Below are 23,749 nucleotides of genomic sequence, written 5' to 3' on the forward strand. Positions count from 1 at the left end.
ATCCCATCCACGAAGGAGCAGTGCCCATGAACATCTCCCACACGCAGCTGAGTCGTCGCGCCTTTCTCGGCGGCAGCACTGCGCTGGTCGCGCTCGGCGCCCTCACCCTCGCGGGCTGCGCCACGCCGGTCGCGACTCCGCCCGGTACGGCGGAGAACGCCGCGACCAAGGCCAAGACCATCAACTTCTACGGCAACTCGCTCGGCGAGGAGGCGCTGAAGCCCGCTTGGCAGGGCATCCTCGACGGCTTCTCGAAGAAGGCCGGCGTGACCGTGGCGCCGGTGATCTACCCCTACGATCAGGCCGCGACGCAGCTGGCCCTGACCGGCCGCTCCGGCAAGCTCCTCGGTGTCGGGCAGTCCGGTGGCTGGCAGGTGCTCACCCCGATGAACGTGCTCGCCGACCTCTCGGAGTTGGCGGAGGGGCTCGGCATCCCGCAGGGCGTGCTCGATTCCTACACGATGGACGGCAAGCTCCTCGTGCTGCCGCTCACCGCCGCCGGCATCGGCCTCATCACGAACGGCGAGATCGCCAAGAGCGTGGGAATCAAGTCGGGCATGTCGGTCGAGCAGTTCGCGACCGCGCTGGAGAAGATCAAGTCCCAGGATTCCTCGCTCATCCCGTATGCGGCGGTCACGAAGAACCCCGACCTCAAGGACGCCGTGCACTGGATGTGGGGGTTCGGCAGCGAGGTCGTCACAGATGACTTCACCTGCACGATCGGCGACGCCGAGAGCGTCGAGGCGATCACCTGGTACAAGTCCCTGCAGGACGACGGGCTGACGCAGACGAACGTCGCCCGCAGCGACGCCCGCATCCTGTTCGCCAGCGGACGGGCGGCCCTCTACGACGACGCACCGCTCGCCTCGACCTTCGTGAAGACCAACGGGGCGGCCCAGAACATCGTCGACAACATCGGCGCGATCTCGAGGCCCACCTCCGGCAAGAAGAAGTCGTTCAACCGGGCATGGGGAGGCGGTTTGTTCGCCAGTGCCGGTGAGGGCGAGCTCACGAGCCGTGAGTTCATCACCTACGCGGCGACCAACGTCGAGGCGGCGACCGCACTGTACGAGCGCTCCGCGGTGGCGCCCGCAGCCAAGAGCGTTGCCGACAAGATCCCGGCTCTCGCCGCCGACAAGTTCCAGGTCGCCTTCCGCACCGAGGTCTCGGAGCACGCGCGGGGCGCGGCGTGGGACCGTGTCGCGGTGACCGCCCAGATCGACACCGCGATCGGCGGCGGGGTCGCGACCATCCTCGCCGGCCAGGTGGACGTGCAGACCGGTCTCAACGCTCTCAAGAAGGAGGTGCAGGGGCTGCTCGACTCGAACACCTGAGCATCTCCGCACACGAATGCCGCGCCGGATATCACCGGCGCGGCATTCGTTCGTCAGGCGGGTGCCGGGGTCAGAGCCAGCGCTCGCGCAGTGCAGGTTTCAGCCAGGCGGCGGGGGAGGACATCGACAGGCCGCCGTCGACGGGGATCGTGGCGCCGGTCACGAAGGACGCGGCGTCGGATGCGAGGAACGCGACGACGGAGGCGACTTCCTCCGGCCGCCCGATCCGGCCAAGGGGATATCCCTCGGTCTCGCCCGTGTCGACCGAGGAGATGCTCCCCGGCTGCACGGAGTTGACGCGGATCCCATGCGGGCCGAAGTCGAGGGCGAGCTGCCTCATGAGGGCCTCCACGCCCGCCTTCGCTGCGGTATATGCCGGAAGAGCGGGGGCGGCGAGTGTCGCGTTGACGGAGGTCACCGCGACGATCGAAGAGCCTCGCGCGAGACGGGGCAGCGCCGCCCTGGCGACGAAGAAGGCGGAGTCGAGCGTGGCGCCCAGAGCGCCGCGCCAATCCGCGTCGCTCGTCGCATCCGCGCGTCCGATGGGCATGCGCGCGGCGGCGAGCACCACGACGTCGATGCCGTCGAGGGCCGCTGCGGCATCCGCGACGGCACCCTCGGCGGCATCTGCTCGGCTGCAGTCGGCGACGAGGTAGTCCTCGAACACCTGGTCGGCCGAGGACTCGAGGCCGACGCCGACGACCCGGTCGCCCTGCGCTGCGAAGGCGCGCGCGATCGCGAGCCCGATGTCCGAGCCTCCGCCGATGAGAAGCACACCGCGGCCGGTCACACGCGCACCGCCGTCGGCAGCTGCGGAAGGTCGAGCTCCTCGATCACGAGGTCCACCGCCGCGCGGCTCCCCGCATCGAGGCGAGCCGCCGGGTAGCGCACGGTCGCGTGCTCGATGATGCCGCGCGCCACGAGGATCTCCTTGTGCACCGCCCACGCGATGCCGCCCTGCAGTCCGATCAGCACGAGAGGGAGCATACGACGGAAGCCTGCCCGTGCCTCGTCGACGCGCCCCGCGACGAAGTCGGCGAGCACCGGGCCGAGCAGATCAGGGAACTCGCAGGCGGGCATGGTGCCGACGGCGCCCCGCGCATACTCCTCCAGGCAGAACTGCGCGTTCTGGCCGCCGAGCACGGCGAAATCCGCGTCGTCGATCGCGTCGACGACCGCGCCGACCTTGGGGGCCGTGGGTGGGGCCTCGACCTTCACGGAGTCGACGTTGTCGAGGCGTGCGAGCTCGGCGATGAGGCTCGCGGGCATGGCGACGCCGGTGACCCCTGGGGCGTCCTGCACCATGACCGACAGGGAGGTGGCCGCGGCCACATCCCCGTAGAAGTCGACGAGGGTCGAGGCAGGAGGCTTGACCATGAACGGCGGCAGGACCATGAGCGCGTCGGCGCCCCCTTCCTCCGCGAGAAGCGCCTGCTCGATCGAGGTGGCGGTCGACGTGCCGTTCACCCCCGCGATGACGGGGACCCGCCGGTCGACGATCCGGACGACGTCGTCGAGGATCGTCCTTCGTTCATCGGCGGTGAGGGCGAAACCCTCGCTGGCCATGCCGAACACCGCGACGCCGTCGACGCCAGAGGCGAGCTGGAACTCGACCAGCCGGCGCAGTCCGACCCGATCGAGCGCGCCCGTGTCATCGAAAGGCGTCGCCAGGATGGGCATCAGCCCGTGGAGTGTCAGAGTCATCGACCGGTTCCCCGCTTCGTCTGCGCAAGAATCAAATTCTCGCAAGTGGTATGCATATTGTGAGATAGTCTGCCACATAACGGTTAGCCCTTACCAGCGAAAGATGGTCAGCATGTCGCCCTCCTCCCGCTCACGAACCGTCGAGATCCTCTCCGAGGCGCGATACGTGCAGGCCGAATCGCCGCGGTGGGACGGTCGCGACGGCCGGCTCGCGTGGATCGACATGTCGACAGGGCGGTTGCACCGGGGCCGGCTCGACGCGGGGAAGATCGTGCCGGAGTCGTCGGTGTTCATCGGGGCGCAGATCGGGGCTCCTGCGCCGCTCGCGCAACCGGGTGCCGGGTGGGTCGTCGCGGTCGACCGCGGGATGGTGCACGTCGGCGACGACCATGTCGTGTCGGCGGTCGTCACCGATCTCGCCGCGCCGGGCGACTACATGAACGACGGCGGCTGCGACCCGGCCGGGCGCTTCTGGGTGGGAAGCCAAGCCATGCCGAGGGACCCGCACTGCTCCCTGTGGAGCATCGACGCCGATGGAGTGCCCACTGAGCGGCTCGGCGGGGTGACGGTGTCCAACGGCCTCTCCTTCGATTCCTCCGGGTCGACGCTGTACTACATCGACACGCTGCCGAATCGGAGCATCGAGGCGTTCGACGTGGCCCCGGATGGTGAACTCTCGAGGCGTCGCACGGTGTGCCGGGTCGAGGGGGGCAACCCCGACGGCATGGTCATCGACCAGGAGGGGATGCTGTGGGTCGCGGTATGGGATGCCGCCGAGGTGCGGCGCTATTCGCCGGAGGGGGCGCTCGTCGAGACCATCCGCCTTCCCGCGACGAGGCCCACGGCTGTCACGCTCGTCGACCGGCTCCTCGTGATCACGACGGCGAGTGTCGGTCTGACCGACCCCGCGCCGGCCGACGGCGCTCTGCTCGGCGTGCAGGTCGACGTCGGAGGCACTCCGGCGCTGCCCTGGAAGGGGACGCCTGAGACCGTCGGTTGATCCCGGGAGATGCGAAGAGGGCCCCGGCGCATGCCGGGGCCCTCTTCGTATGCGGACGCGATCAGTGCGTGTCTTCGGCCTCGATCTCGGTGCGGTCGCCCGACCACAGCGTGTGGAAGGTGCCGGGCTTGTCGATGCGCTTGTAGGTGTGCGCTCCGAAGAAGTCGCGCTGACCCTGCACCAGCGCCGCGGGCAGACGGTCGGCGCGGATGCCGTCGTAGTACGACAGCGACGACGAGAACGCGGGGGCGGGGATGCCGGCTTCGGCCGCCGAGACGACGACGCGGCGCCACGACGCCTGAGCGCGCGTGAGGGCCTCGGCGAAGTAGGGAGCCGTCATCAGCACGGGAAGGCCCGGCTCGGCGTCGTAGGCGTCGGCGATGCGGTTGAGGAACTGGGCGCGGATGATGCATCCGCCGCGCCAGATCTTCGAGATCGCCCCGAGGTCGATCTTCCAGTCGTACTCGGCGGCGCCGGCGCGGATCTCGTCGAAGCCCTGCGAGTAGGCGACGATCTTCGAGGCGTACAGCGCGAGGCGCACGTCTTCGATGAACGCGTCCTGGTCGGCGACCGTGAACTCCTCGTCGGGACCGGGAAGAGCCGATGCCACGGCGCGCTGCTCGGGGTGCGACGACAGCGAGCGGGCGAAGGTCGCCTCCGCGATGCCCGACACCGGCACGCCAAGGGACAGCGCGGTCTGCACGGTCCAGGCACCGGTGCCCTTCGCGCCGGCCTGGTCGACGATGACGTCGACCAGCGGCTGGCCGGTGGCGGCATCGTTCTGGCGCAGCACCTCGGCGGTGATCTCGATCAGGTAGCTCTCCAGTTCGCCCTTGTTCCACTCGGCGAAGATCTCGGCGATCTCGGCCGGCGACTTGCCCGTGCCGCGGCGGATCAGGTCGTACGCCTCGGCGATCAGCTGCATGTCGGCGTACTCGATGCCGTTGTGCACCATCTTGACGAAGTGGCCTGCGCCGTCGTGCCCGACGTGCGTGACGCAGGGCTCGCCCTCGGCGACCGCGGCGATCGACTTCAGGATCGGCCCGAGGGTCACCCACGACTCGTCGGAACCGCCGGGCATGATCGACGGACCGAGGAGCGCGCCCTCCTCGCCGCCGGAGATGCCAGCGCCGACGAAGTTGATGCCCGTCTCGCGGACGGCCTTCTCGCGGCGGATGGTGTCGGGGAAGAACGCGTTGCCGCCGTCGACGATGATGTCGCCGGGCTCGAAGACCTCGACGAGGGAGTCGATCACGGCGTCCGTCGGGGCGCCGGCCTTGACCATGATGATCGCGGTGCGCGGCTTCTGCAGCGAGTCGGCGAACTCCTTGTAGGTCGCAGCCGGAATGAAGCCCGCTTCGGGGTGCGCGTCGAGGACCGACTGGGTCTTCTCGTAGCTGCGGTTGAAGATCGCCACGGTGTTGCCCTCGCGGCTCGCGAGGTTGCGGGCGAGATTCGAACCCATGACGGCGAGTCCGACGACTCCGATGTTCGCTGATGCTTCGGGCACAGAGGGCTCCTCGATCGTGAAGTTAGGGGATGGTCTCAGATTATCGTGGCGGCCGGTGTCAGGACGCCTGTGTGTCACGGGACTGCACGAACCTGCGTGCCACCGAGATGTCCCGATCGCCGAGACCGGCGTCCACGATGCCGTCGAAGGCCGCGCGGAGAGCGGGCAGCAGCACGGGGGCGATGCCGGTCGCTTCGGCGATGTCGGCCGCGAACCGCAGATCCTTCACCATGTACTTCGCCATGCCGCTGGGGGAGTCGTCACCGGAGACGAGCTTGTGCCGGCGGCTCTCCAGCAGGTTGGAGCCGGCATAGCCGCCGCCGAGCAGCGTCCACAGCGCGTCGAGGTCGAGGCCGGAGCGGTCGGCGAGGACGGTCGCCTCGCCGAGGGCCAGGATGGTCGCCGACACGACCAGCTGGTTGCAGGCCTTGGCCACCTCGCCCGCCCCGAGCGGACCGAGCAGCACAGGCGTACCGCACGGAGCCAGGACGGATGCCGCGAGGGCCGCGTCGTCCGGCGAGCCGCCGAGCATGATGGAGAGGGTTCCGGAGGTCGCGCCGTCGACGCCGCCGGACACGGGGCAGTCGACCATGCGCACGCGTCCGCCCGACTGCGTGTGCAGACGCTCGGCGAGCTCTCGGACGGCGGGGGCGGATGACGTCGAGCCGACGAGGATGAGCAGGTCGCCCGCATCCGCCATCAGGCCGTCGTCGCCGTAGAGCAGTTCCTCGAGCTCGGGGAGGTCGGGAAGGAAGGAGACGAGAACGTCGACCGCCGCCGCGAGTTCACGCGGACTGTAGGCCCAGGTGGCTCCTGCGGCGACCAGTTCGGGCTGCGGGCGGCGCGCGTGGATGTGCAGGGTGCCGTGCGCGGCGAGCAGGCGATCGGCCACGGGGCGACCCATCGCGCCGAGTCCGATGATGCCGACGCTGGCGGAAGAGGTGCTCATGCTGCCACGGTAGCAAAGATCCAATGGATTGAATAGTGTTCAGCAGGGTGGATCTGAGCTAGGCTGATCTCATCGAGAGACTTCCCGAGGAAGGGATGAGCATGGCCGACATCGAGAACAAGCTGCGCGCTGTCGCCGCAGTGCCCCTGACCGAAGAGCTCTGCCGGCTCATCGAAGAGATCGAGCCGCGCGTCGAGATGATCCGCGATCACTCGCTGATGCACCCCATGCGCGGCCCGGCTGACTGGTCCGGTGATCCGGAGCATACCCGCACCGCCGAGCAGCAGGCGGCGTTCGAGGCCATGATCGACTCGGCCGATGCGCTGTTCGGCATCCCTGACGTCGACCCGGCGGCGCTGGCGCGCACCGTCGCCGCGAACCCGCGTCTGCGCTGGGTGATGACGACGGCGGCGGGCGGCGGTGCGCAGGTGAAGTCCGCAGGTCTCGGGCGAGCCGACCTCGATCGCATCACGTTCACGACCAGCGCGGGCGTGCACGGCGGGCCGCTCGCCGAGTTCGCCGTGTTCGGCGTGCTCGCGGGCGCCAAGGGGCTCGCGCGCCTGGCGCGCGACCAGCAGGACCGCGTGTGGCCGGAGCGGTGGGAGATGCGTCAGCTCGACGAGATGACGGTCCTCGTCGTCGGTCTCGGCGGGATCGGCGCAGAATGCGCGCGGCGCTTTCACGCGCTCGGCGCCCAGGTCTGGGGCACGACGCGTTCGGGAGAATCCGTCGAGGGCGTGGATCGCCTCGTGCCGCTCGACGGCCTCGTCGACGCGGCTCGTCACGTCGACGCGATCGTCGTCACGCTCCCCGGCACCGAGCAGACCCACCACCTGATCGGAGCCGATGTCTTCGAGGCGGTGCGCTCGGGGACGATCCTCGCGAGCGTGGGTCGGGGAACCGTGATCGACGAGCAGGCCCTTCTTCCCGCCCTCGATGACGGGCGGATCGCCTTCGCCGCCCTCGACGTGTTCGAGAACGAGCCCCTCGCCGTCGAGTCGCCGCTGTGGTCGCACCCGAACGTCCTGGTCAGTCCGCACACGGCCGCTCTGAGTTCGAAGGAGGAGGAGCGCATCGCCCGTCGCTTCGCCGAGAACGCGGCGCGCCTGCTCGATGGTCACCCGCTGCGTGCGGTGGTCGATACGGTCGAGTTCTACTGAACTCGCTCTGAAGGGGTGCGCATGGACGAGGACGTCAAGGAAGGGCGCGATCCTGCGCCCGCGGTCACGCGCAGCATCCGACTTCTCGGTCTGCTGGCTGACGCTCGCGCACCGCTCACCCTCACCGAGCTCGCGGGCGCGCTGGGGCTGGCCAAGTCGTCGACGGCGAATCTGTGCCTCGCCCTGGAGGCGGCCGGGATGATCGACCGCACCGCGCAGGGGTATCGACTCGGGCTGCGCACCGCCGAACTGGGCGGCGCGTTCGCCGCCCAGTTCAACCAGGTGCGCGAGTTCTACACCGTGTGCGACTCGTCAGCAGTGCTGCGCACGGAGCTCGTGCAGGTGGCGATGCTCGACGGCGCAGACGCGCTCTACCTGGCCCGCCACGAGGGCTCGTCCTCGTTGCGCCTCGGCACGCCGCTCGGCTCCCGGCTTCCGGCCCCGCTGTCGGCCACCGGTCGAGCCCTGCTGTCGCGCATGACGGACGAGGAGGTCACCGCGCTGTTCGGCGCGGACGCCGTCTTCCCCGCACTCACGGAACGCAGCACCACCACCATGTCGGGACTCCTCGAGGTTCTCGCCTCCGCGCGCAAGCGCGGGTGGGCGCTGGACGCAGAGGAGTCGTTCCGCGGCGTCGTCGGGGTGGCCGTGCCTCTGGACGGCTGGGCTCCGTCCGACCCGCCGCTGGCGCTCGGCGTCGCGATCCGCGCCGCCGAGGCCGACTACGAACGAATCGAGCGCGTCGGCGACGCGCTGCAGGCTGCCGCCGCGGCCTTGACGAACCCCTTCAGCGCCGCGGCTCGACGGCGCTGACGGCTGGGCTCCGCCCTGGTGGGTTGGCCTGCATCCAAAGAAAGTCCAAAGGGTTGTACCGAATTCAACAGGCTGGTACATTCGAGGTGACGCCGAAGGGCGAAGCCGATCGAAGGAGATGGCAGTGACCGATTCCCCCCTCACCACCAGCCCGGTGCACGACGACCCCGAGTACGCGGCGAATCTGCGTCGAGCGACGCTCGCCTCGAGTCTCGGCAGCGCGCTCGAGTACTTCGACTTCGCCCTCTACGGCCTGTCGACCGCGTTGATCTTCAACGTCCTGTTCTTCCCGCAGGGTGATCCGGGCATGGCGACCGTGCTCGCCTTCGCCACGTTCGGTGTCGGGTTCCTGGCCCGTCCGTTCGGCGGCCTGTTCTTCGGCGTGCTGGGCGACAGGCTCGGACGCAAGTGGGTCCTCGTGGTCACGATCCTGCTGATGGGCGGGGCGTCGACGGCGATCGGCTTGCTGCCCACCTATGAGGCCATCGGGTTCTGGGCGCCTGTGATCCTCGTCGTGCTCCGGCTGCTGCAGGGGTTCGGCGCCGGCGCCGAGCAGGCGGGGGCCACGGTCCTGATGGCCGAGTACGCGCCCGTCAAGCGACGCGGGTTCTTCTCGGCGCTGCCGTTCATCGGCATCCAGGCGGGCACGCTGCTCGCCGCGCTCGTGTTCAGCGTCATCGCGCTCCTCCCCGAGGACCAGCTGCTCTCGTGGGGCTGGCGCGTGCCCTTCCTCGCCTCGTTCGCGCTGATCCTGCTCGCCCTGTTCATCCGCATGCGCCTGCGTGAGACCCCGACGTTCGTCGAACTCGAGAAGCACGATCAGATCGCCGACCGCCCGATTCGCGACATCTTCACCCACGGCCTTCCCGGGGTCATCGTCGGCATCGGGCTCCGCATGGCGGAGAACGGCGGCTCGTACATGTTCCAGACCCTCGGGCTCGCCTTCTTCGTCTCGGTCCTCGGCCCCTCGGCCGACAAGAGCCTGCTGACGTGGGGCGTCACGATCGGGTCCCTGATCGGCGTGTTCTCGGTGCCGTTCGCGGGTCATCTCTCCGACCGCTTCGGCCGCCGAACGATCTACCGCGCCGGTGCCGTGTTCATGCTCGTCTACACGTTCCCGGCATGGTGGCTGCTGTCGCTGGGCAACCACGCGATCGCCATCGCCGTCATCGCGATCGGAATCGGCTTCGCGGTGGCCACGATGCTCGGCCCGCAGTGCGCGATGCTGCCCGAGATGTTCGGCAACCGGCACCGCTACCTCGGCGTCGCGATGGCGCGAGAGATCTCTGCCGTCCTGGCCGGCGGTCTCGCAGGAGTTCTCGGCTCGTACATCATCAGCGTCTCGGGTGGCGACTGGGTGCTGCTCGCGACGTACATGGCGACGCTCGCGCTGATCACGACCGCATCGACGTTCCTCGTGCCGGAGACGCTGCGCCGGGACCTCACCAGGACCGACGACGCGATCAAGGTCTCTCGCAACGAGGGCGGAGACGACGTCTACGCCACGACGGTCTCGATCAAGGCCGTCGGGCTGTGACCGGCCTCGCAGCCTTCGACCTCACCGGCAGGACGGCTCTGGTGACCGGATCGAGCCAGGGCATCGGCCGCACCCTCGTCGAAGGCCTCGCCGTCGCCGGAGCCACGGTGGTCGTGCACGGTCGCGATGCGGTGAAGGCCGCCGGTGCGGCATCCGAGATCTCGGCGGCGACCGGCCGCGTCGCGCACAGCGTGGTCTTCGACGTGACGGATGCCGCAGCCGTCGACGAGGGCCTCAGCGAGGTCGAGCGGCTGATCGGCACCCCCGACATCCTGGTGAACAACGCCGGCGTGCAGCGCCGTGCGCCGATCGCCGAGTTCTCCGATGCCGATTGGGACGTGCTCGTCCAGACCAACCTCTCCAGCGTGTTCCACCTGTCGCGACGGGTCTCTGCGGGAATGATCGCGCGGGGGAGCGGCAAGATCATCCAGATCGGCAGCGTGCAGTCGCAGCTCGCGCGTCCGTCGATCGCCGCGTACTCGGCGACGAAGGGAGCGATCGTGATGTTCACGAAGGGGTTGTGCGCCGATCTTGCGCCGCACGGCATCCAGGCCAACGCGATCGCCCCCGGCTATTTCGCGACCGAGCTCACGCGAGCGCTGGTCGAGGACGAGACGTTCTCAGCCTGGGTGCGAGGCCGGACGCCCGCCGGGCGATGGGGCGACACGAAGGACCTCGTGGGCGCCCTCGTGTTCCTCGCGAGCGCGGCCAGCGACTTCGTCAACGGACAGACGCTGTTCGTCGACGGCGGCATGACGGCGGTGGTCTGATGCTGATCGGGAGGATCCGCAACGCCGACGGGGTGCACTGGGTCGACGGCGATCGATCGCTCGTCGAGGACCCGTTCGCCGCTCTCGCCGCCGGGCGTGCTCCCGCCGTGCTCGGCCCCCGCGTCGATGGGGAGCAGCTCCCCGCCGCCGATCCGGCGGTGATAGTCGGCATCGCGCAGAACGGTCCCGCCCATGCCTCGCCGGTGCAGGCGTGGCTCAAGAGCCCCCGCACCGTGATCGCGAGCGGTTCGGAGGTGGTGCTGCGCCGCGACGCCGGAACAGCGGTCGCCGAAGGCGAGATCTGCGTCGTGATGGGTGCTGCGACCTCGGGCCTCACCGTCGAGAACGCGCACGAGTACGTGCTGGGGGTCACTGCGGTGAACGACCTCTCCAGCCCTGATCGCGGGGTGGCCGATCCTCGCAACTTCGAGTCCAAGTCCGGCGTCGGATACACGCCGCTCGCTGCATGGATCGACACGGATGCCGGCATCGACGACGTCGCGCTCGCCGTCGAGGTCGACGGTGTCCGCGTCGCGAAGACCGGCAGTCGTGAGCTGCCCATGGCGATCAGGGAATGCCTCGCGTATGTCGCGCTCTGGACGCCACTGGGACCCGGCGACCTCGTGATGACCGGCGCCCCGCATTCCCAGTCTCCGGTGAGCCCCGGACAGACCGTGACGATCCGCGTGGCGGGAGTCGAACTGGTCACGCCCCTGGTGTGACGTGAGAGGAACAGAGATGCCGAACCTCGCCGTCGTCGCCCATGCGGCCGATGACCTTCGTGTCGAGGACGCGGGGGCTCCGATGCCCGCCGCCGACGAGGCCGTCGTCCAGATCGCCTACGGCGGGATCTGCGGGTCCGATCTGCACTATTGGCGCCACGGTGCGGCCGGCGCATCGATCCTTCGTGAGCCGATGATTCTCGGCCACGAGGTGTCCGGGGTGGTCGCTGTCGCGGCCGCCGACGGCTCGGGACCGGCGGTGGGCACCCCGGTCGCGGTGCACCCGCTGACCCCGCACGGAGACGGCGTCACCCCGTGGCCGGCGGATCGGCCGAACCTCGCGCCCGCATCGAGCTATCTCGGTTCGGCTCTCCATCTGCCGCACACGCAGGGCGCATTCGCCCGGCATGTCGCCGTTCCCGCTCGCATGCTGCACGAGGTTCCGGCATCGCTCGGCCTGCGTGTCGCCGCCCTCGCCGAGCCTGCGGCTGTCGCCTGGCATGGGCTGGCTCGCGCGGGGGATGTGGAAGGCAGGAGCGTGGCGGTGATCGGCGCGGGACCCATCGGCCAGCTCGTGGCATCGGTCGCTCGGCGCGCCGGCGCATCGGTCGTGACCGTCACCGACCTGCACGAGAAGCCGCGCCGTATCGCGGAGGCGCGTGGCATCCGCTCGCTCGACGCCCGCGATGCCGATGCGATCGCCTCCCTGAATGCCGACGTCGTCGTGGAGTCCAGCGGCACGGAGCCGGGCCTGTCCGCAGCCATCTCGGCCGCTGTGCGGGGTGGGACCGTGGTGATGCTCGGACTTCAGCGCGCCGGAGCCGTCGCGGTCCCGCTGTCGACGGCCATCACGCGTGAGCTGACCCTGACGGGATCGTTCCGGTTCGCCGCGGAGTTCGACGACGTGATCGCCGCGCTGGCCGACGGATCGCTCGACGTCACCGGTATCGTGAGCGAGGTGCGGCCGGCTGCCGACGCTCTCGCGGCGTTCGCTCTCGCCGCCGATCCCTCGAGCTCCTGCAAGGTGCTCCTCGATTTCGGCTTGAAGGACTGAATGTGCGCATCGTCGTGATGGGACCCAGCGGCTCCGGCAAATCCACCGTGGGGCTCGCGCTCGCCGAGCGGATCGGGGCGCTATTCGTCGACGGCGATGACCTGCACCCCGAAGCCAACGTGGCCAAGATGGCGGCCGGCGTCCCCCTGGACGATGTGGATCGGATGCCCTGGCTGCAGCTGGTCGGTGCGACATTGCAGGAGTCGCCGAACATCGTGATCGCGTGCAGCGCCCTCAAGCGCCGCTATCGCGACGCGATCCGGGCCGAGGCGCCCGACGCCTTCTTCGGGGAACTCTCCATCGCGAGGCGGACCCTGGCGGAGCGGATGCTGTCGCGGGGAGAACATTTCATGCCGGCGTCTCTGCTCGACTCTCAGCTGCAGACCCTCGAGCCTCTGCGCGAGGACGAGCGCGGCATCCGGATCGACGAATCGGCGGACGTGGCGACGGCGGCGGCGAGGATCGCCGAGGCCGCCGCGGCGTAGCTCAGTCCTTGCGGTAGCCCGAGCGGCCCATGGCGAACAGGGCTCCGAACGTGACGACGGCGGCGCACACGGTCATCGCACCGATCAGCCAGCCGATTGCGTGAGAGAGGAAAGCGCCGTCGAGCATGGGATTCTCCGTGATCTGCGAGGAAGGGACCGGTGTTCTCAGCCTACCGGGTCATCGGGTACCATTGAGGAGTACCTCGGCGAGGGACGCTTCTGCGCGTGCGCGGACGTCCGTTATCGACGCGGCGAGAGCCATGCGGCTTCTTCACGTGTCTGCGTTCGAGATCACGATTTCCCAGACCACCGCACAGCTCCCGTTGTGTGCCCCGAAGGAGAACCACATGTCTGAAGACACCAAGGTCGCAGCAGAGCGTCGCACCGAGTTCGGCAAGGGCTTCGCCCGTCGCCTGCGAGCCGCCGGCAAGATCCCCGCCGTCATCTACGGCCACGGCACCGACCCCGTGCACGTCGCGCTGCCGGGTCACCAGGTCTCGCTGATCATCCGTCGCGCCAACGCCCTGCTCGAGCTCGACATCGAGGGCACGCAGGAGCTCGCCCTCGTCAAGGACGTGCAGCGTGACCCGGTGCTGCAGATCATCGAGCACATCGACCTCCTCGTCGTGAAGAAGGGCGAGAAGGTCACGATCGACATCCCCGTGCTCGTCACGGGCGAGGCCGCTCCCGGCACGATCGTCAACCTCGACGCCACCACGATCTCGATCGAGGCCGAGGCGACCCACATCCCCCAGAACGTCGAGGTCTCCGTCGAGGGACTCGAAGAGGGCACCCACATCACCGCTGCCGATGTCGTCCTGCCGAAGGGCTCGACGCTCATCACCGACGGCGACGTGCTGATCGTGGCCGTCTCGGCTGAGGCTGCTGAAGAGGCTCCGGCCGACGCCGCCGAAGAGGCCGCTGCGGAGTAATCTCCGACCGATCCACCGCAGAGGGGGCGCGAGCAGATCGCGTCCCCTCTGTCGTATCCTGACCGAGGCCGCGCGGCTCGCAGAGAGGACATTCACATGGCATCGACCTGGCTCGTGGTCGGTCTCGGAAACCCCGGCCCCCAGTACGCGGCGACCAGGCACAACGTCGGCCAGATGGTCGTCGACGAACTCGCCTCGCGGCGGGGTGAGAGCTTTCGGGAGCACAAGGGCGGCGCACGGGTCGTCGAGACCTGGCTTCGCCCAGGCGCCGACAAGCTGGTGCTCGCCAAGCCGAACACCTTCATGAACGTCTCGGGGACACCGGTGGCCGCGTTGGCCAGGTTCTATTCCGTGCCGGCCGAGCGCCTCATCGTGGTCCACGACGAACTCGACATCCCGTTCGACACCGTCAAGCTCAAGATCGGAGGCGGACACGGCGGCCACAACGGCGTGCGCGACATCGCCAAGGCGATCACGACACCCGAGTTCCCCCGCGTGCGCGTCGGCATCGGGCGTCCGTCAGGGCGGCAGGATCCGGCCGACTGGGTGCTCTCGCCGTTCGGAAAAGACGAGCGTGCGAACCTGCCGGTCCTCGTGTCCGATGCCGCCGATGCGGTCGAGATGCTCGTGGCCGAAGGGTTGCTGGCAGCGCAGCAGAAGCACCACGCCCCGCGCTGATCAGTAGTTGACGAAGCCCGTCGCCATACCGGCCGACAACGTCGCCACCAGCACGATCCAGAAGATGGCCGCGCCGAGCACGGCGAGCACCATGCCGACGATGCCGAGGGCGCGGCGCTGCTTCTTGCGGATCGCGATGATCCCGACGACGATCGCGGCGATGCCGAGCGCCGTGCCCACCCAGAAGGCGATCTCGGCCCACAGCACCTGCGTGCGTGCGGGGGAGAGGGCGCTCAGGAAGTCGGGGTCGGTCGTGTCGATGCCCGAGGGTATGCGCACGCCGATCTCGAAGCCGGCAACGCCGGCGATGATCGGGATGATGATCGCAGCGATGCCGGCGAGGATCAGCGAGAGGATGCCGAGGAAGCCGCCGGACTGCGTCGGCGCGACCTGCGGTGCGACATACCCGCCCTGCGGCGCGGCGTAGCCGCCGACGGGGACGTGGTACGCCCCGGGAGGAGCCTGCGGAGCGGGAGCCTGCGCAACGGCGGGAGCCTGCGGCACGGCGGGATAGGCCGGTGCAGCGGGGTAGGACGGGGCTGCGGCCGGATAAGCCGGGGGAGCGGCCGGTGTCACGGGTGCTGACGGGGCTGCAGCCGGAGGCGGGAAAGCTGCGGGCGGCTGCGGCGCGGGTGCTGCCGCCGGGGCCGCCGGGCGTTCGGGCTGCGCCCCTGGAGCCGCGCTCTGCGGAGCGGGGAACGCGGGAGGCGCAGGGGGAACAGCACCGGACGGCGGGGGCAGCTGCGGATCAGTCACGCCCCCATCCTAAGGCGGTGATGCTCAGACGCGCCGCAACAGTCCGACGCGGTCGTAGACGGCGCCCAGCGTCGTGTCGGCGACGGCATCCGCTCGCTCCGCATTGGCAGCGAGGATGCGATCGAGTTCCGCCGGATCGTCGAGCAGTTCGAGGGCGCGTGCGCGCACGGGCTCGAACTCGTTCACGACCGCCTCGGCGAGACCCTTCTTGAAATCGCCGTAGCCGCGGCCGGCATACTCATCCTCGATCGAGCCGATCTGCCGCCCCGTGAGAGCGGCGTAGATGGTCAGCAGGTTCGACACTCCGGGCTTGTTCTCGCGATCGAAGCGCACCGTGCCCTCGTTGTCGGTCACAGCCCGCATGATCTTCTTCGCCGATTTCGCCGGGTCGTCCAGCATCCACAGCACGCCCGCGTCGCTCTCGGCGGACTTCGACATCTTCGACGTCGGGTTCTGCAGGTCGTAGATGCGAGCGGTGTCCTTCTGGATGACCGGACGCGGCACCACGAACGTCTCGCCGAATCGTGAGTTGAAGCGCTCGGCGAGATCGCGGGTGAGCTCGACGTGCTGCTTCTGATCGTCGCCGACAGGGACGACGTCGGTCTGGTACAGCAAAATGTCGGCCGCCATGAGGACCGGGTACGTGAACAGGCCTACGCTCGTCGCGTCCGCACCGTAGCGGGACGACTTGTCCTTGAACTGCGTCATGCGTCCGGCCTCGCCGAAGCCTGTGATCGTCGACAGTATCCAGGCGAGTTCGGCGTGCGCGCGCACGTGCGACTGCACGTACAACGTCGACTGCGAGGGCTCGATCCCCGCGGCAATGTACTGCGCGGCGGTGCGTCGGGTCTTCTCGCGCAGCTCGGCAGGGTTCTGCGCGACGGTGAGGGCGTGCAGGTCGACCACGGAGAAGTACGCGTCGTAGGAATTCTGCAGATCCCGCCACTGCAGGAGTGCGCCGATGTAGTTGCCGATCTGGAGGGAGTCGGCGGAGGGCTGCATTCCTGAGTAAAGGCGAGGTTTCGTCACGATATCAATCCTAGGCGGATGCTGGCGCGCCTCTGCGCGGCGGAGCAGACTCGCAGCATGACCCAGCCGCCTACGCAGGCCCGGGCGTCGACGAGTGATCTGGTCGTCAGAATCGTCGGCGCCGTGCTCACGCTGTTCTTCGCCGTGCCCTTCCTACTGTTCGCCTGGGTCGCGCTGAGCAGCAGGTTCTCGTGGACGAGCGGTGACGTGCACGGCTACGGCATGATCTTCGGCACGCTGATCGCCCTCGTCGCCGGACTCTTGGTGATGCTGGTCGCCCCGCTGGTGCTGCCGAGCCGCCTGCGGGCGAAGGGCTATCTGATCAGCGCCCTCGGCTATGTCGTGGTGGGTGTCGGGCTCGTCGCCGCGTGGTTCACCGCCTGATCAGTACGTGTAGTCGACGACGACAGGGGCGTGATCGCTCCAGCGCTGGTCGTAGGCGGCCGCACGAGCCACGTGGTACGTCTGCACGCGCTCGGCGAGAGCGGGAGTGGCCAGGTGATAGTCGATGCGCCAGCCCGAGTCGTTGTCGAAGGCCTGACCTCGCATCGACCACCAGGTGTAGGGGCCGTCGACCTCGCCGTGGAAACGACGGCCTACGTCTACCCACCCGAGTCCGGTGCCCACCGACCCGTCCACGCCCTCGATCTGCGCTCCGGCCTCGCCGAGGAACCGGTCGAAGTAGGCGCGCTCGCGCGGGAGGAAACCGGCCTTCTTGCGGTTGCCTCGCCAGTTCTTGATGTCGAGTTCGCGATGGCCGACGTTGAGGTCGCCCGTGACGAGGGCGAGGGCTCCCTCCTGCCCGAGCTCGCCGAGGCGCACCCCGAAGGCGTCGAGGAACTTCCACTTCTCGTCCTGCTTGGGGGTGTCGGCCTCGCCCGAGTGCACATAGGCGCTCACGACGGTGAGAGGACGGTCGCCGATCAGGAAGTCCGCCTCGATCCAGCGGCCCTTGGAGTCGAAATCGTCGGGACCGAAGGTCGTGCGTGAGGCGAGGGAGGGCATGCGGCTCGCGATCGCGACGCCCGCTCTGCCCTTGGCGGTGGCTTCGTCGTGGACGAAGGTCCATCCGGGAAGCGCCGCCTCGAGATGCTCGTCCTGGCCGCGGACCTCCTGCAGCGTGAGGATGTCGACGTCGGCGGCGTCGAGCCAGGAGCTCATGCCGTTGCGGGCGGCGGCTCGGATTCCGTTCACATTGACCGTGGCGATACGCAGATGAGGCATGGCTCAAGCCTAGGCGCGGGGTACGACATCGGCCGATTCGGACGAGTCGTATTCCGCCTCGGCCGCCCCTAGGGCCTCCTGCGCGCGGCGCACCGCACGCCGGGCGGCTGCGCGGCGGTACCAGGGGGCGAGCTCAGCCGCCTCCTGCGTCCTGCGGAGCCTGACGCGTGCGGCGAGCACCATCGCCTGCTCCTCGGCTCGGCGGGCGGCGCCCTCGTCCTCGCGCTCGAGCGGCTGATCGTGATCCATCGCCGTCACGGCGATGAACGAGGCGGCCATCAGCACGACGATCGCCAGCCACCGGCACCACAGCAGCAGGCCCACGATGACCGCGAAAGACGCGAGGAGGGGGTTGCCGGGGACGCGCGAGAGGAGGAGTCCCGCTCCGAGCTGGAGCACGACCATCGCGCCTCCACCGAGCAGGGCGCCCGGCCAGATGTACCGCCAGCGCAGGTTCGTGCCGGTGAGGAAGCGGACCAGCAGGGCGAGCGCCCCGGCATCCAGCCCGAACGCCACGCCGATCGAGAGCAGGCGCACCGTCAGGTTGAAGGACCACGACCCGGTGCTCCAGCCGACGAGGTGGTAGAACTGCTCGAGTGCCCAGACGCCGGCCCAGCTGAGCACCGCGCCGATCAGCATCGCGCCTCCGAACACGATCGCCGAGAAGAAGTCGCGCGCCTTCAGCAGCCAGTAGCTGCGAGTGTCGTAGGCGAGACCGAACAGATCGCGCACGGCCCGACGGGCGAAGGTCACCGCCCCCACGGCGGTCCACATCGCCACTCCCAGCGCGATCACGCCAGTCGCGCCCAGCAGGCTTCCCGAGCTCTTCGCGATCTCCGTGACGTCGTCGACCGACACCAGGCCGTAGTCGCCGGTGCCGATCAGCCCGGGGATGTAGGTGTTCATCAGACGTACGAGAGCGTCGATCGCGGCCGGGCTCGCGCCCAGCCACAGCCCGGCGCCGGCGAAGGCGACGTACAGCAGGGCGAAGAGCGCGAAGAGGACGTAGTAGCTCATCCCGGCCGACAGCAGGAAGCCGTTGTTGTACGAGAAGTTGCGCCACACGCGGACGGGGAAGACGGCGAGCGTCCGGTCCTTCAGCTGGGCGATCTGCTCCAGGCGCACGTCGAGCCGGGTGCGGAGAGGGGCGCGGTCGGACACGTCCTCACGATATCGGCAACCCGGTACGACGAAGGGCGGGCTCCCGGAGGAGTCCGCCCTTCGTCACTGCGGTCGGCCGGCCGTCAGGGGCGTCCGCGCAGCACAGCCTGCTTGACTTCGGCGATGGCCTTCGTGACCTCGATGCCTCGCGGGCACGCCTCGGAGCAGTTGAAGGTCGTGCGGCAGCGCCAGACGCCTTCCTTGTCGTTGAGGATGTCGAGGCGCACAGCGGCGTTGTCGTCGCGGGAGTCGAAGATGAAACGGTGGGCGTTCACGATCGCGGCGGGGCCGAAGTACTGGCCGTCGGTCCAGAACACGGGGCACGACGAGGTGCACGCCGCGCACAGGATGCACTTGGTCGTGTCGTCGAAGATCTCACGATCGGCGATCGTCTGCACGCGCTCCTTGCCCTTCTCGGGCACGGAGTTCGCGACCAGGAACGGCTGCACCTCGCGGTAGGAGGCGAAGAACGGCTCCATGTCGACGATGAGGTCCTTCTCGAGCGGCAGGCCCTTGATGGCCTCGACGTAGATCGGCTTCGAGATGTCGAGGTCCTTGATCAGCGTCTTGCATGCGAGCCGGTTGCGGCCGTTGATGCGCATGGCGTCCGAGCCGCAGATGCCGTGCGCGCACGAGCGGCGGAACGACAGCGAGCCGTCGACCTCCCACTTGATCTTGTGCAGGGCGTCGAGCACGCGGTCCGTCGAGTAGAGCTCCACGTCGTAGTCGACCCAGTGCGGCTCCGCGTCTACTTCGGGATCGAAGCGACGGATGTTGAAGGTGACGATGAAGGACTGCACACCGGAGTCGCTCGCGGGTGCCTCTGCAACAGCGTTCGACATGGTCAGTACTTCCTCTCCAGCGGCGGGTAGTTGAGCTCGCCTTGCTCGTTCTTCGTGAACACGACCGGCTTCCAGTCGAGCTTGATGTGATCGCTCGGCGTCGACGAGTGCGGGTCACCGGTCAGATACGCCATGGTGTGCTTCATGTAGTTCTCGTCGTCGCGCTTCGGGAAGTCGTCGCGCATGTGCCCGCCGCGGCTCTCCTGTCGGTTCTGCGCCGCGTAGACGACGACCTCGGCGATGTCGAGGAGGAAGCCCAGTTCGACGGCTTCGAGCAGATCGGTGTTGAACCGGTGGCCCTTGTCGTCGACGTGCACGTTGTTGTAGCGGTCGCGCAGGTCCTTGATGACGCCGAGCACGTGCTCGAGCGACTCGTGGGTGCGGAACACCTGTGCGCCCTTGTCCATCTCGTCCTGCAGCGTCTTGCGCAGCACAGCGATGCGCTCGGTGCCCTGGTTGTTGCGCAGGCCCTCGAGCATCCCCTTCACGAACCCGGCCGGGTCCTCGGGGAGCGGCACGAATTCGGCGGTCTTGACGTACTCGACGGCCTGGCGGCCTGCACGCTTGCCGAACACGTTGATGTCGAGGAGCGAGTTCGTGCCGAGGCGGTTGGCTCCGTGCACCGAGACGCACGCGCACTCGCCGGCCGCATACAGGCCGGGCACGACGGTGGTGTTGTCGGCGAGGACCTCGGCGTTGTTGTTGGTCGGGATGCCGCCCATCGCGTAGTGCGCCGTCGGCATCACCGGGACGGGCTCGACCACGGGGTCGACGCCAAGGTAGGTGCGCGCGAACTCGGTGATGTCCGGGAGCTTGGTCTCGAGGACCTCGGCCCCCAGATGGGTGCAGTCCAGCAGCACGTAGTCCTTGTGCGGGCCCGCACCTCGGCCCTCTGCCACCTCCTGCACCATGCAGCGGGCGACGATGTCGCGCGGCGCCAGGTCCTTGATGGTGGGGGCGTAGCGCTCCATGAATCGCTCGCCCGAGGCGTTGCGCAGGATCGCTCCCTCGCCGCGGGCTCCCTCGGTGAGGAGGATGCCGAGGCCGGCGAGGCCGGTCGGGTGGAACTGGAAGAACTCGAGGTCTTCCAGAGGGAGTCCCTTGCGCCACACGATGCCGACGCCGTCGCCGGTCAGGGTGTGCGCGTTCGAGGTGGTCTTGAAGATCTTGCCGAAGCCGCCGGTCGCGAAGATCACGGCCTTGGACTGGAAGACGTGCAGTTCTCCGGTCGAGAGGTCGTAGGCGACGACGCCCGAGACCTGCGTCTTGCCTTCCGCATCCTTCACGGTCATCAGGTCGAGAACGTAGAACTCGTTGAAGAAGTTGATGCCCAGCTTGACGCAGTTCTGGAACAGCGTCTGCAGGATCATGTGGCCTGTGCGGTCGGCCGCGTAGCAGGCGCGTCGCACCGGCGTCTTGCCGTGCTCGGCGGTGTGACCGCCGAAGCGGCGCTGGTCGATCTTTCCCTCAGGCGTGCGGTTGAAGGGGAGGCCCATGTTCTCGAGGTCGATGACCGCGTCGATGGCCTCCTTCGCGAGGATCTCCGCAGCATCCTGGTCGACGAGGTAGTCGCCTCCCTTGACGGTGTCGAAGGTGTGCCACTCCCAGCTGTCCTCCTCGACGTTGGCGAGCGCCGCCGCCATGCCTCCCTGTGCGGCGCCCGTGTGGGACCGCGTCGGGTAGAGCTTCGAGATGACGGCGGTTCGAGCGCCGGGACCGGCCTCGATGGCCGCGCGCATGCCGGCGCCTCCGGCGCCCACGATCACGATGTCGAACTGGTGGTAGTGCACGCCGTCGCGGACGACGGACTCCTGCGCCTCAGTAGTCACTTTTCGTATGCCTTCTTCTATCAGTTAGCCACGGCCTGGCAGGTGTCCCACAGCGTGCTCGACTCGGTCACTCCGAGGCACGGGTCGAACGTGAAGACCACCAGGGTGCCGAGGAGGATGAGGAGTCCGGCCGCGAGGCCCAGAGCCCAGATGAGCACCTTGCGTGCGGTGCCGTTCGTGACGTAGTCGTTCACGATGGTGCGCATGCCGTTGGCGCCGTGGATCAGGGCGAGCCACAGCATGATGACGTCCCACCACTGCCAGAACGGCGTGGCGAACTTGCCGGCGATGAACGCGAAGTCCAGCGCGTGGATGCCTTCGCCGACCATCAGGTTGATGAACAGGTGGCCGAAGATGAGGATCACCAGGGCGACGCCGGACAGGCGCATGAAGGCCCAGCCCCACATCTCCAGGTTGAATCGACGCTGTCGGCGGACGGGCGCGGCGACGGTCTGCGCGGTCATCAGTGACCCCCTCCGAATCCGGCGAACGCGAGCATCAGATGACGCGGCACGAAGCCGGCCATGATGATGCCCCAGACGAGGAGCACGCCCCAGAACAGCTGACGCTGATACTTGGCGCCCTTAGACCAGAAGTCGACCGCGATGATGCGCAGACCGTTCATCGCGTGGAACACGATGCCCGCGACGAGAACGACTTCGCCCAGCGCCATGATCGGGTTCTTATAGGTGCCGATCACGGCGTTGTACGCCTCCGGCGACACCCTGATCAGCGCCGTGTCGAGCACGTGCACCAATAGGAAGAAGAAGATGGCGACTCCGGTGATGCGGTGAAGCACCCACGACCACATGCCTTCGCGACCCCGGTAGAGGGTGCCGCGTGGAGACTTGGACGTGGTTTCCGAAATCGACGGTGTCAAGCGAGCGCTTGTGGACACGGTCGTCCTCCCTGGATCGAAGTGACTCGGTCGCGTGCACTGCGTGGTCCAAGTGTGAGCCTGAGAAGACAACAGGCACGGCCGATCGGTGTCCATCCTATTCCTGCCAGATCGCTGTGAGCGACGAAGGACACCCTAACTGTCTCGATGTCGAGAGGTTTTCTGCATGGTGTCGAGAGCCTGTCGACATGGTGGCGCCGAGTACTCTGGCCAGGTGACTCAACCGATCAAGGACTTCTACGCAGTGATCCCCGCCGGAGGCATCGGCAGCAGGCTCTGGCCGCTGTCGCGCGCCGATGCTCCGAAGTTCCTGCATGATCTCACCGGCTCCGGTCACTCGCTGCTGCGTGATACGTGGGATCGGCTCGAGCCGCTCGCGGGGCACGATCGGATCGCCGTCGTCACGGGCCGGGCGCATCGCGCCGCCGTCGAGGAGCAGCTTCCCGGCATCCCCGACCTCAATGTCTTCCTCGAATCCGAGCCGCGCGAGTCGGCGGCCGCGATCGGACTCGCCGCCGCGATCCTGCATCGCCGCGACCCGGACGTCATCATCGGATCGTTCAGCGCGGACCATGTGATCCGCGGAACCCGGGTGTTCGAGTTCGCCGTGCGGGACGCCGTCGAGGTCGCGCGTCAGGGCTACATCTGCACGATCGGCATCATGCCGACCGAGCCCGCCGTCGGATTCGGCTATATCAAGCAGGGGGAGGAGCTCGTCGTCGACGGCGCCAGGGAGGCGTCGCTGGTCGAGAGCTTCGTGGAGAAGCCCGATCTCGAGACCGCCAAGGCGTACGTGGCGGATCGCAGCTATCTCTGGAACGCGGGCATGTTCATCGCCAAGGCGAGCGTGCTTCTCGAAGAACTGGCTGAGAACGAGCCCGAGCTGTACGCCGGGCTCGTGGAACTCGCCGAGGCGTGGGACGACCGCGAGCAGCGCGGGCCCGCCGTGGACCGGATCTGGCCCCGCCTGAAGAAGATCGCCATCGATTACGCGGTCGCGGAGCCGGCGGCGAAGCGCGGACGCCTCGCCGTCGTCCCCGGCCACTTCGACTGGGACGACGTGGGGGACTTCGCCTCCCTCACCAAGCTCATCAACAACGGCCGAAAGAACGACCTCGCCGTGCTCGGCCCGAAGGCGAGGGTGCTGTCCGACGCCGCGAGCGGCATCCTGGTGAGCCAGACGAGCCGCGTGATCAGCCTGATCGGCGTGCAGGACATCGTGGTGGTCGACACCCCGGACGCCCTGCTGGTGACCACTGTCGAACACGCACAGCGGGTCAAGGGCGTGGTCGAGTCGCTCAAACTCACCGGACGCGGCGACGTGCTCTGATGAGCACGCTTGCATGCTCATCTGTTGGATTG

At 68.5% G+C, this 23,749-nt stretch carries 26 protein-coding genes; 13 read left to right on the top strand and 13 right to left on the bottom strand.

What is annotated here, in order from left to right; translation table 11 throughout:
- Positions 1-26 precede the first annotated feature (26 nt).
- Positions 27-1,334 (top strand): ABC transporter substrate-binding protein, encoded by a 1,308-nt coding sequence (locus ACI3KT_RS08220; RefSeq protein WP_292910160.1) that lies wholly within the window; start codon positions 27-29, stop codon positions 1,332-1,334.
- Between the two features lie 70 nt (positions 1,335-1,404).
- Here the strand turns inward: ACI3KT_RS08220 and ACI3KT_RS08225 are convergent, their stop codons facing one another.
- Both ACI3KT_RS08225 and ACI3KT_RS08230 read right to left on the bottom strand, forming a co-directional pair.
- Positions 1,405-2,124: an SDR family NAD(P)-dependent oxidoreductase gene (locus ACI3KT_RS08225; RefSeq protein WP_404903552.1), complete on the bottom strand. Its 720-nt coding sequence runs from the start codon at positions 2,122-2,124 to the stop codon at positions 1,405-1,407.
- The gene (locus ACI3KT_RS08230) at positions 2,121-3,038 is read right to left on the bottom strand and encodes a dihydrodipicolinate synthase family protein (RefSeq protein ID WP_292910156.1); all 918 of its coding nucleotides are present in this window, start codon (positions 3,036-3,038) and stop codon (positions 2,121-2,123) included. Before ACI3KT_RS08230 ends, ACI3KT_RS08225 begins: the two co-directional genes overlap by 4 nt.
- Positions 3,039-3,150: 112 nt before the next feature.
- Here ACI3KT_RS08230 and ACI3KT_RS08235 point away from each other — a divergent pair, with 112 nt between their 5' ends.
- Positions 3,151-4,038: an SMP-30/gluconolactonase/LRE family protein gene (locus ACI3KT_RS08235; protein ID WP_404903554.1), complete on the top strand. Its 888-nt coding sequence runs from the start codon at positions 3,151-3,153 to the stop codon at positions 4,036-4,038.
- A 61-nt stretch (positions 4,039-4,099) separates the two neighbouring features.
- On the opposite strand, the gene gndA is transcribed toward ACI3KT_RS08235, so the two are convergent.
- Both gndA and ACI3KT_RS08245 read right to left on the bottom strand, forming a co-directional pair.
- A complete protein-coding gene (gene gndA / locus ACI3KT_RS08240) occupies positions 4,100-5,548 on the bottom strand; it encodes an NADP-dependent phosphogluconate dehydrogenase (RefSeq protein ID WP_292910152.1) in 1,449 nt (482 codons plus the stop codon).
- 58 nt (positions 5,549-5,606) lie between these two features.
- Positions 5,607-6,497, bottom strand: coding sequence for an NAD(P)-dependent oxidoreductase (locus tag ACI3KT_RS08245; protein ID WP_404903556.1), 891 nt, complete (start codon positions 6,495-6,497; stop codon positions 5,607-5,609).
- A 101-nt stretch (positions 6,498-6,598) separates the two neighbouring features.
- Here ACI3KT_RS08245 and ACI3KT_RS08250 point away from each other — a divergent pair, with 101 nt between their 5' ends.
- From ACI3KT_RS08250 to ACI3KT_RS08280, 7 genes are all read left to right on the top strand, one after another.
- A complete protein-coding gene (locus ACI3KT_RS08250) occupies positions 6,599-7,657 on the top strand; it encodes a D-2-hydroxyacid dehydrogenase (protein WP_404903558.1) in 1,059 nt (352 codons plus the stop codon).
- Positions 7,658-7,678: 21 nt separating this feature from the next.
- On the top strand, positions 7,679-8,470 hold the full coding sequence (locus ACI3KT_RS08255; RefSeq protein ID WP_292910146.1) for an IclR family transcriptional regulator: 792 nt from the start codon (positions 7,679-7,681) through the stop codon (positions 8,468-8,470).
- A gap of 118 nt (positions 8,471-8,588) precedes the next feature.
- Entirely contained in the window at positions 8,589-10,007 is a 1,419-nt protein-coding gene (locus tag ACI3KT_RS08260) for an MFS transporter (RefSeq protein WP_404903560.1), read from the top strand.
- Positions 10,004-10,777: an SDR family NAD(P)-dependent oxidoreductase gene (locus ACI3KT_RS08265; RefSeq protein WP_292910142.1), complete on the top strand. Its 774-nt coding sequence runs from the start codon at positions 10,004-10,006 to the stop codon at positions 10,775-10,777. The genes ACI3KT_RS08260 and ACI3KT_RS08265 overlap by 4 nt, the downstream gene beginning before the upstream one ends.
- A complete protein-coding gene (locus ACI3KT_RS08270) occupies positions 10,777-11,499 on the top strand; it encodes a fumarylacetoacetate hydrolase family protein (protein ID WP_404903562.1) in 723 nt (240 codons plus the stop codon). The genes ACI3KT_RS08265 and ACI3KT_RS08270 overlap by 1 nt, the downstream gene beginning before the upstream one ends.
- A 16-nt stretch (positions 11,500-11,515) precedes the next feature.
- A complete protein-coding gene (locus ACI3KT_RS08275; RefSeq protein WP_404903564.1) occupies positions 11,516-12,553 on the top strand; it encodes an alcohol dehydrogenase catalytic domain-containing protein in 1,038 nt (345 codons plus the stop codon).
- A 17-nt stretch (positions 12,554-12,570) separates the two neighbouring features.
- Entirely contained in the window at positions 12,571-13,038 is a 468-nt protein-coding gene (locus tag ACI3KT_RS08280) for a gluconokinase (protein ID WP_404903701.1), read from the top strand.
- A gap of 1 nt (position 13,039) precedes the next feature.
- Here ACI3KT_RS08280 and ACI3KT_RS08285 read toward each other — a convergent pair whose 3' ends face one another.
- Positions 13,040-13,165, bottom strand: a complete 126-nt coding sequence (locus ACI3KT_RS08285; protein WP_292910136.1) for a hypothetical protein — start codon at positions 13,163-13,165, stop codon at positions 13,040-13,042.
- Positions 13,166-13,385: 220 nt separating this feature from the next.
- Here ACI3KT_RS08285 and ACI3KT_RS08290 point away from each other — a divergent pair, with 220 nt between their 5' ends.
- A complete protein-coding gene (locus tag ACI3KT_RS08290) occupies positions 13,386-13,970 on the top strand; it encodes a 50S ribosomal protein L25/general stress protein Ctc (protein WP_292910134.1) in 585 nt (194 codons plus the stop codon).
- Positions 13,971-14,066: 96 nt separating this feature from the next.
- On the top strand, positions 14,067-14,648 hold the full coding sequence (gene pth, locus ACI3KT_RS08295) for an aminoacyl-tRNA hydrolase (protein WP_292910132.1): 582 nt from the start codon (positions 14,067-14,069) through the stop codon (positions 14,646-14,648).
- Here the strand turns inward: pth and ACI3KT_RS08300 are convergent, their stop codons facing one another.
- Entirely contained in the window at positions 14,649-15,404 is a 756-nt protein-coding gene (locus tag ACI3KT_RS08300; protein ID WP_292910130.1) for a hypothetical protein, read from the bottom strand.
- Positions 15,405-15,428: 24 nt separating this feature from the next.
- The gene (gene trpS / locus ACI3KT_RS08305; RefSeq protein WP_404903566.1) at positions 15,429-16,433 is read right to left on the bottom strand and encodes a tryptophan--tRNA ligase; all 1,005 of its coding nucleotides are present in this window, start codon (positions 16,431-16,433) and stop codon (positions 15,429-15,431) included.
- 57 nt (positions 16,434-16,490) lie between these two features.
- Here trpS and ACI3KT_RS08310 point away from each other — a divergent pair, with 57 nt between their 5' ends.
- A complete protein-coding gene (locus ACI3KT_RS08310; RefSeq protein ID WP_292911096.1) occupies positions 16,491-16,817 on the top strand; it encodes a hypothetical protein in 327 nt (108 codons plus the stop codon).
- Here ACI3KT_RS08310 and ACI3KT_RS08315 read toward each other — a convergent pair whose 3' ends face one another.
- From ACI3KT_RS08315 to sdhC, 6 genes are all read right to left on the bottom strand, one after another.
- Positions 16,818-17,657 carry an exodeoxyribonuclease III gene (locus ACI3KT_RS08315; RefSeq protein WP_292911094.1) on the bottom strand — a complete coding sequence of 280 codons (840 nt, stop codon included), beginning with the start codon at positions 17,655-17,657 and terminating at the stop codon, positions 16,818-16,820.
- A gap of 9 nt (positions 17,658-17,666) precedes the next feature.
- Positions 17,667-18,818, bottom strand: coding sequence for a YihY/virulence factor BrkB family protein (locus ACI3KT_RS08320; protein WP_292911092.1), 1,152 nt, complete (start codon positions 18,816-18,818; stop codon positions 17,667-17,669).
- An 83-nt stretch (positions 18,819-18,901) separates the two neighbouring features.
- Positions 18,902-19,660 carry a succinate dehydrogenase iron-sulfur subunit gene (locus tag ACI3KT_RS08325; RefSeq protein ID WP_307298115.1) on the bottom strand — a complete coding sequence of 253 codons (759 nt, stop codon included), beginning with the start codon at positions 19,658-19,660 and terminating at the stop codon, positions 18,902-18,904.
- Positions 19,661-19,662: 2 nt separating this feature from the next.
- On the bottom strand, positions 19,663-21,489 hold the full coding sequence (sdhA, locus tag ACI3KT_RS08330) for a succinate dehydrogenase flavoprotein subunit (protein ID WP_307298113.1): 1,827 nt from the start codon (positions 21,487-21,489) through the stop codon (positions 19,663-19,665).
- Positions 21,490-21,509: 20 nt separating this feature from the next.
- Positions 21,510-21,953 carry a succinate dehydrogenase hydrophobic membrane anchor subunit gene (locus tag ACI3KT_RS08335; RefSeq protein ID WP_307298111.1) on the bottom strand — a complete coding sequence of 148 codons (444 nt, stop codon included), beginning with the start codon at positions 21,951-21,953 and terminating at the stop codon, positions 21,510-21,512.
- Entirely contained in the window at positions 21,953-22,387 is a 435-nt protein-coding gene (gene sdhC, locus ACI3KT_RS08340; protein WP_192628033.1) for a succinate dehydrogenase, cytochrome b556 subunit, read from the bottom strand. Before sdhC ends, ACI3KT_RS08335 begins: the two co-directional genes overlap by 1 nt.
- Before the next feature lie 214 nt (positions 22,388-22,601).
- On the opposite strand from sdhC, the gene ACI3KT_RS08345 reads away from it, so the two are divergent.
- Positions 22,602-23,717, top strand: a complete 1,116-nt coding sequence (locus ACI3KT_RS08345) for a mannose-1-phosphate guanylyltransferase (RefSeq protein ID WP_292909164.1) — start codon at positions 22,602-22,604, stop codon at positions 23,715-23,717.
- Positions 23,718-23,749: the final 32 nt, after the last annotated feature.

This window comes from Microbacterium sp. ZW T6_19 (genome assembly GCF_044987465.1).
Lineage (GTDB): Bacteria > Actinomycetota > Actinomycetes > Actinomycetales > Microbacteriaceae > Microbacterium > Microbacterium natoriense_A.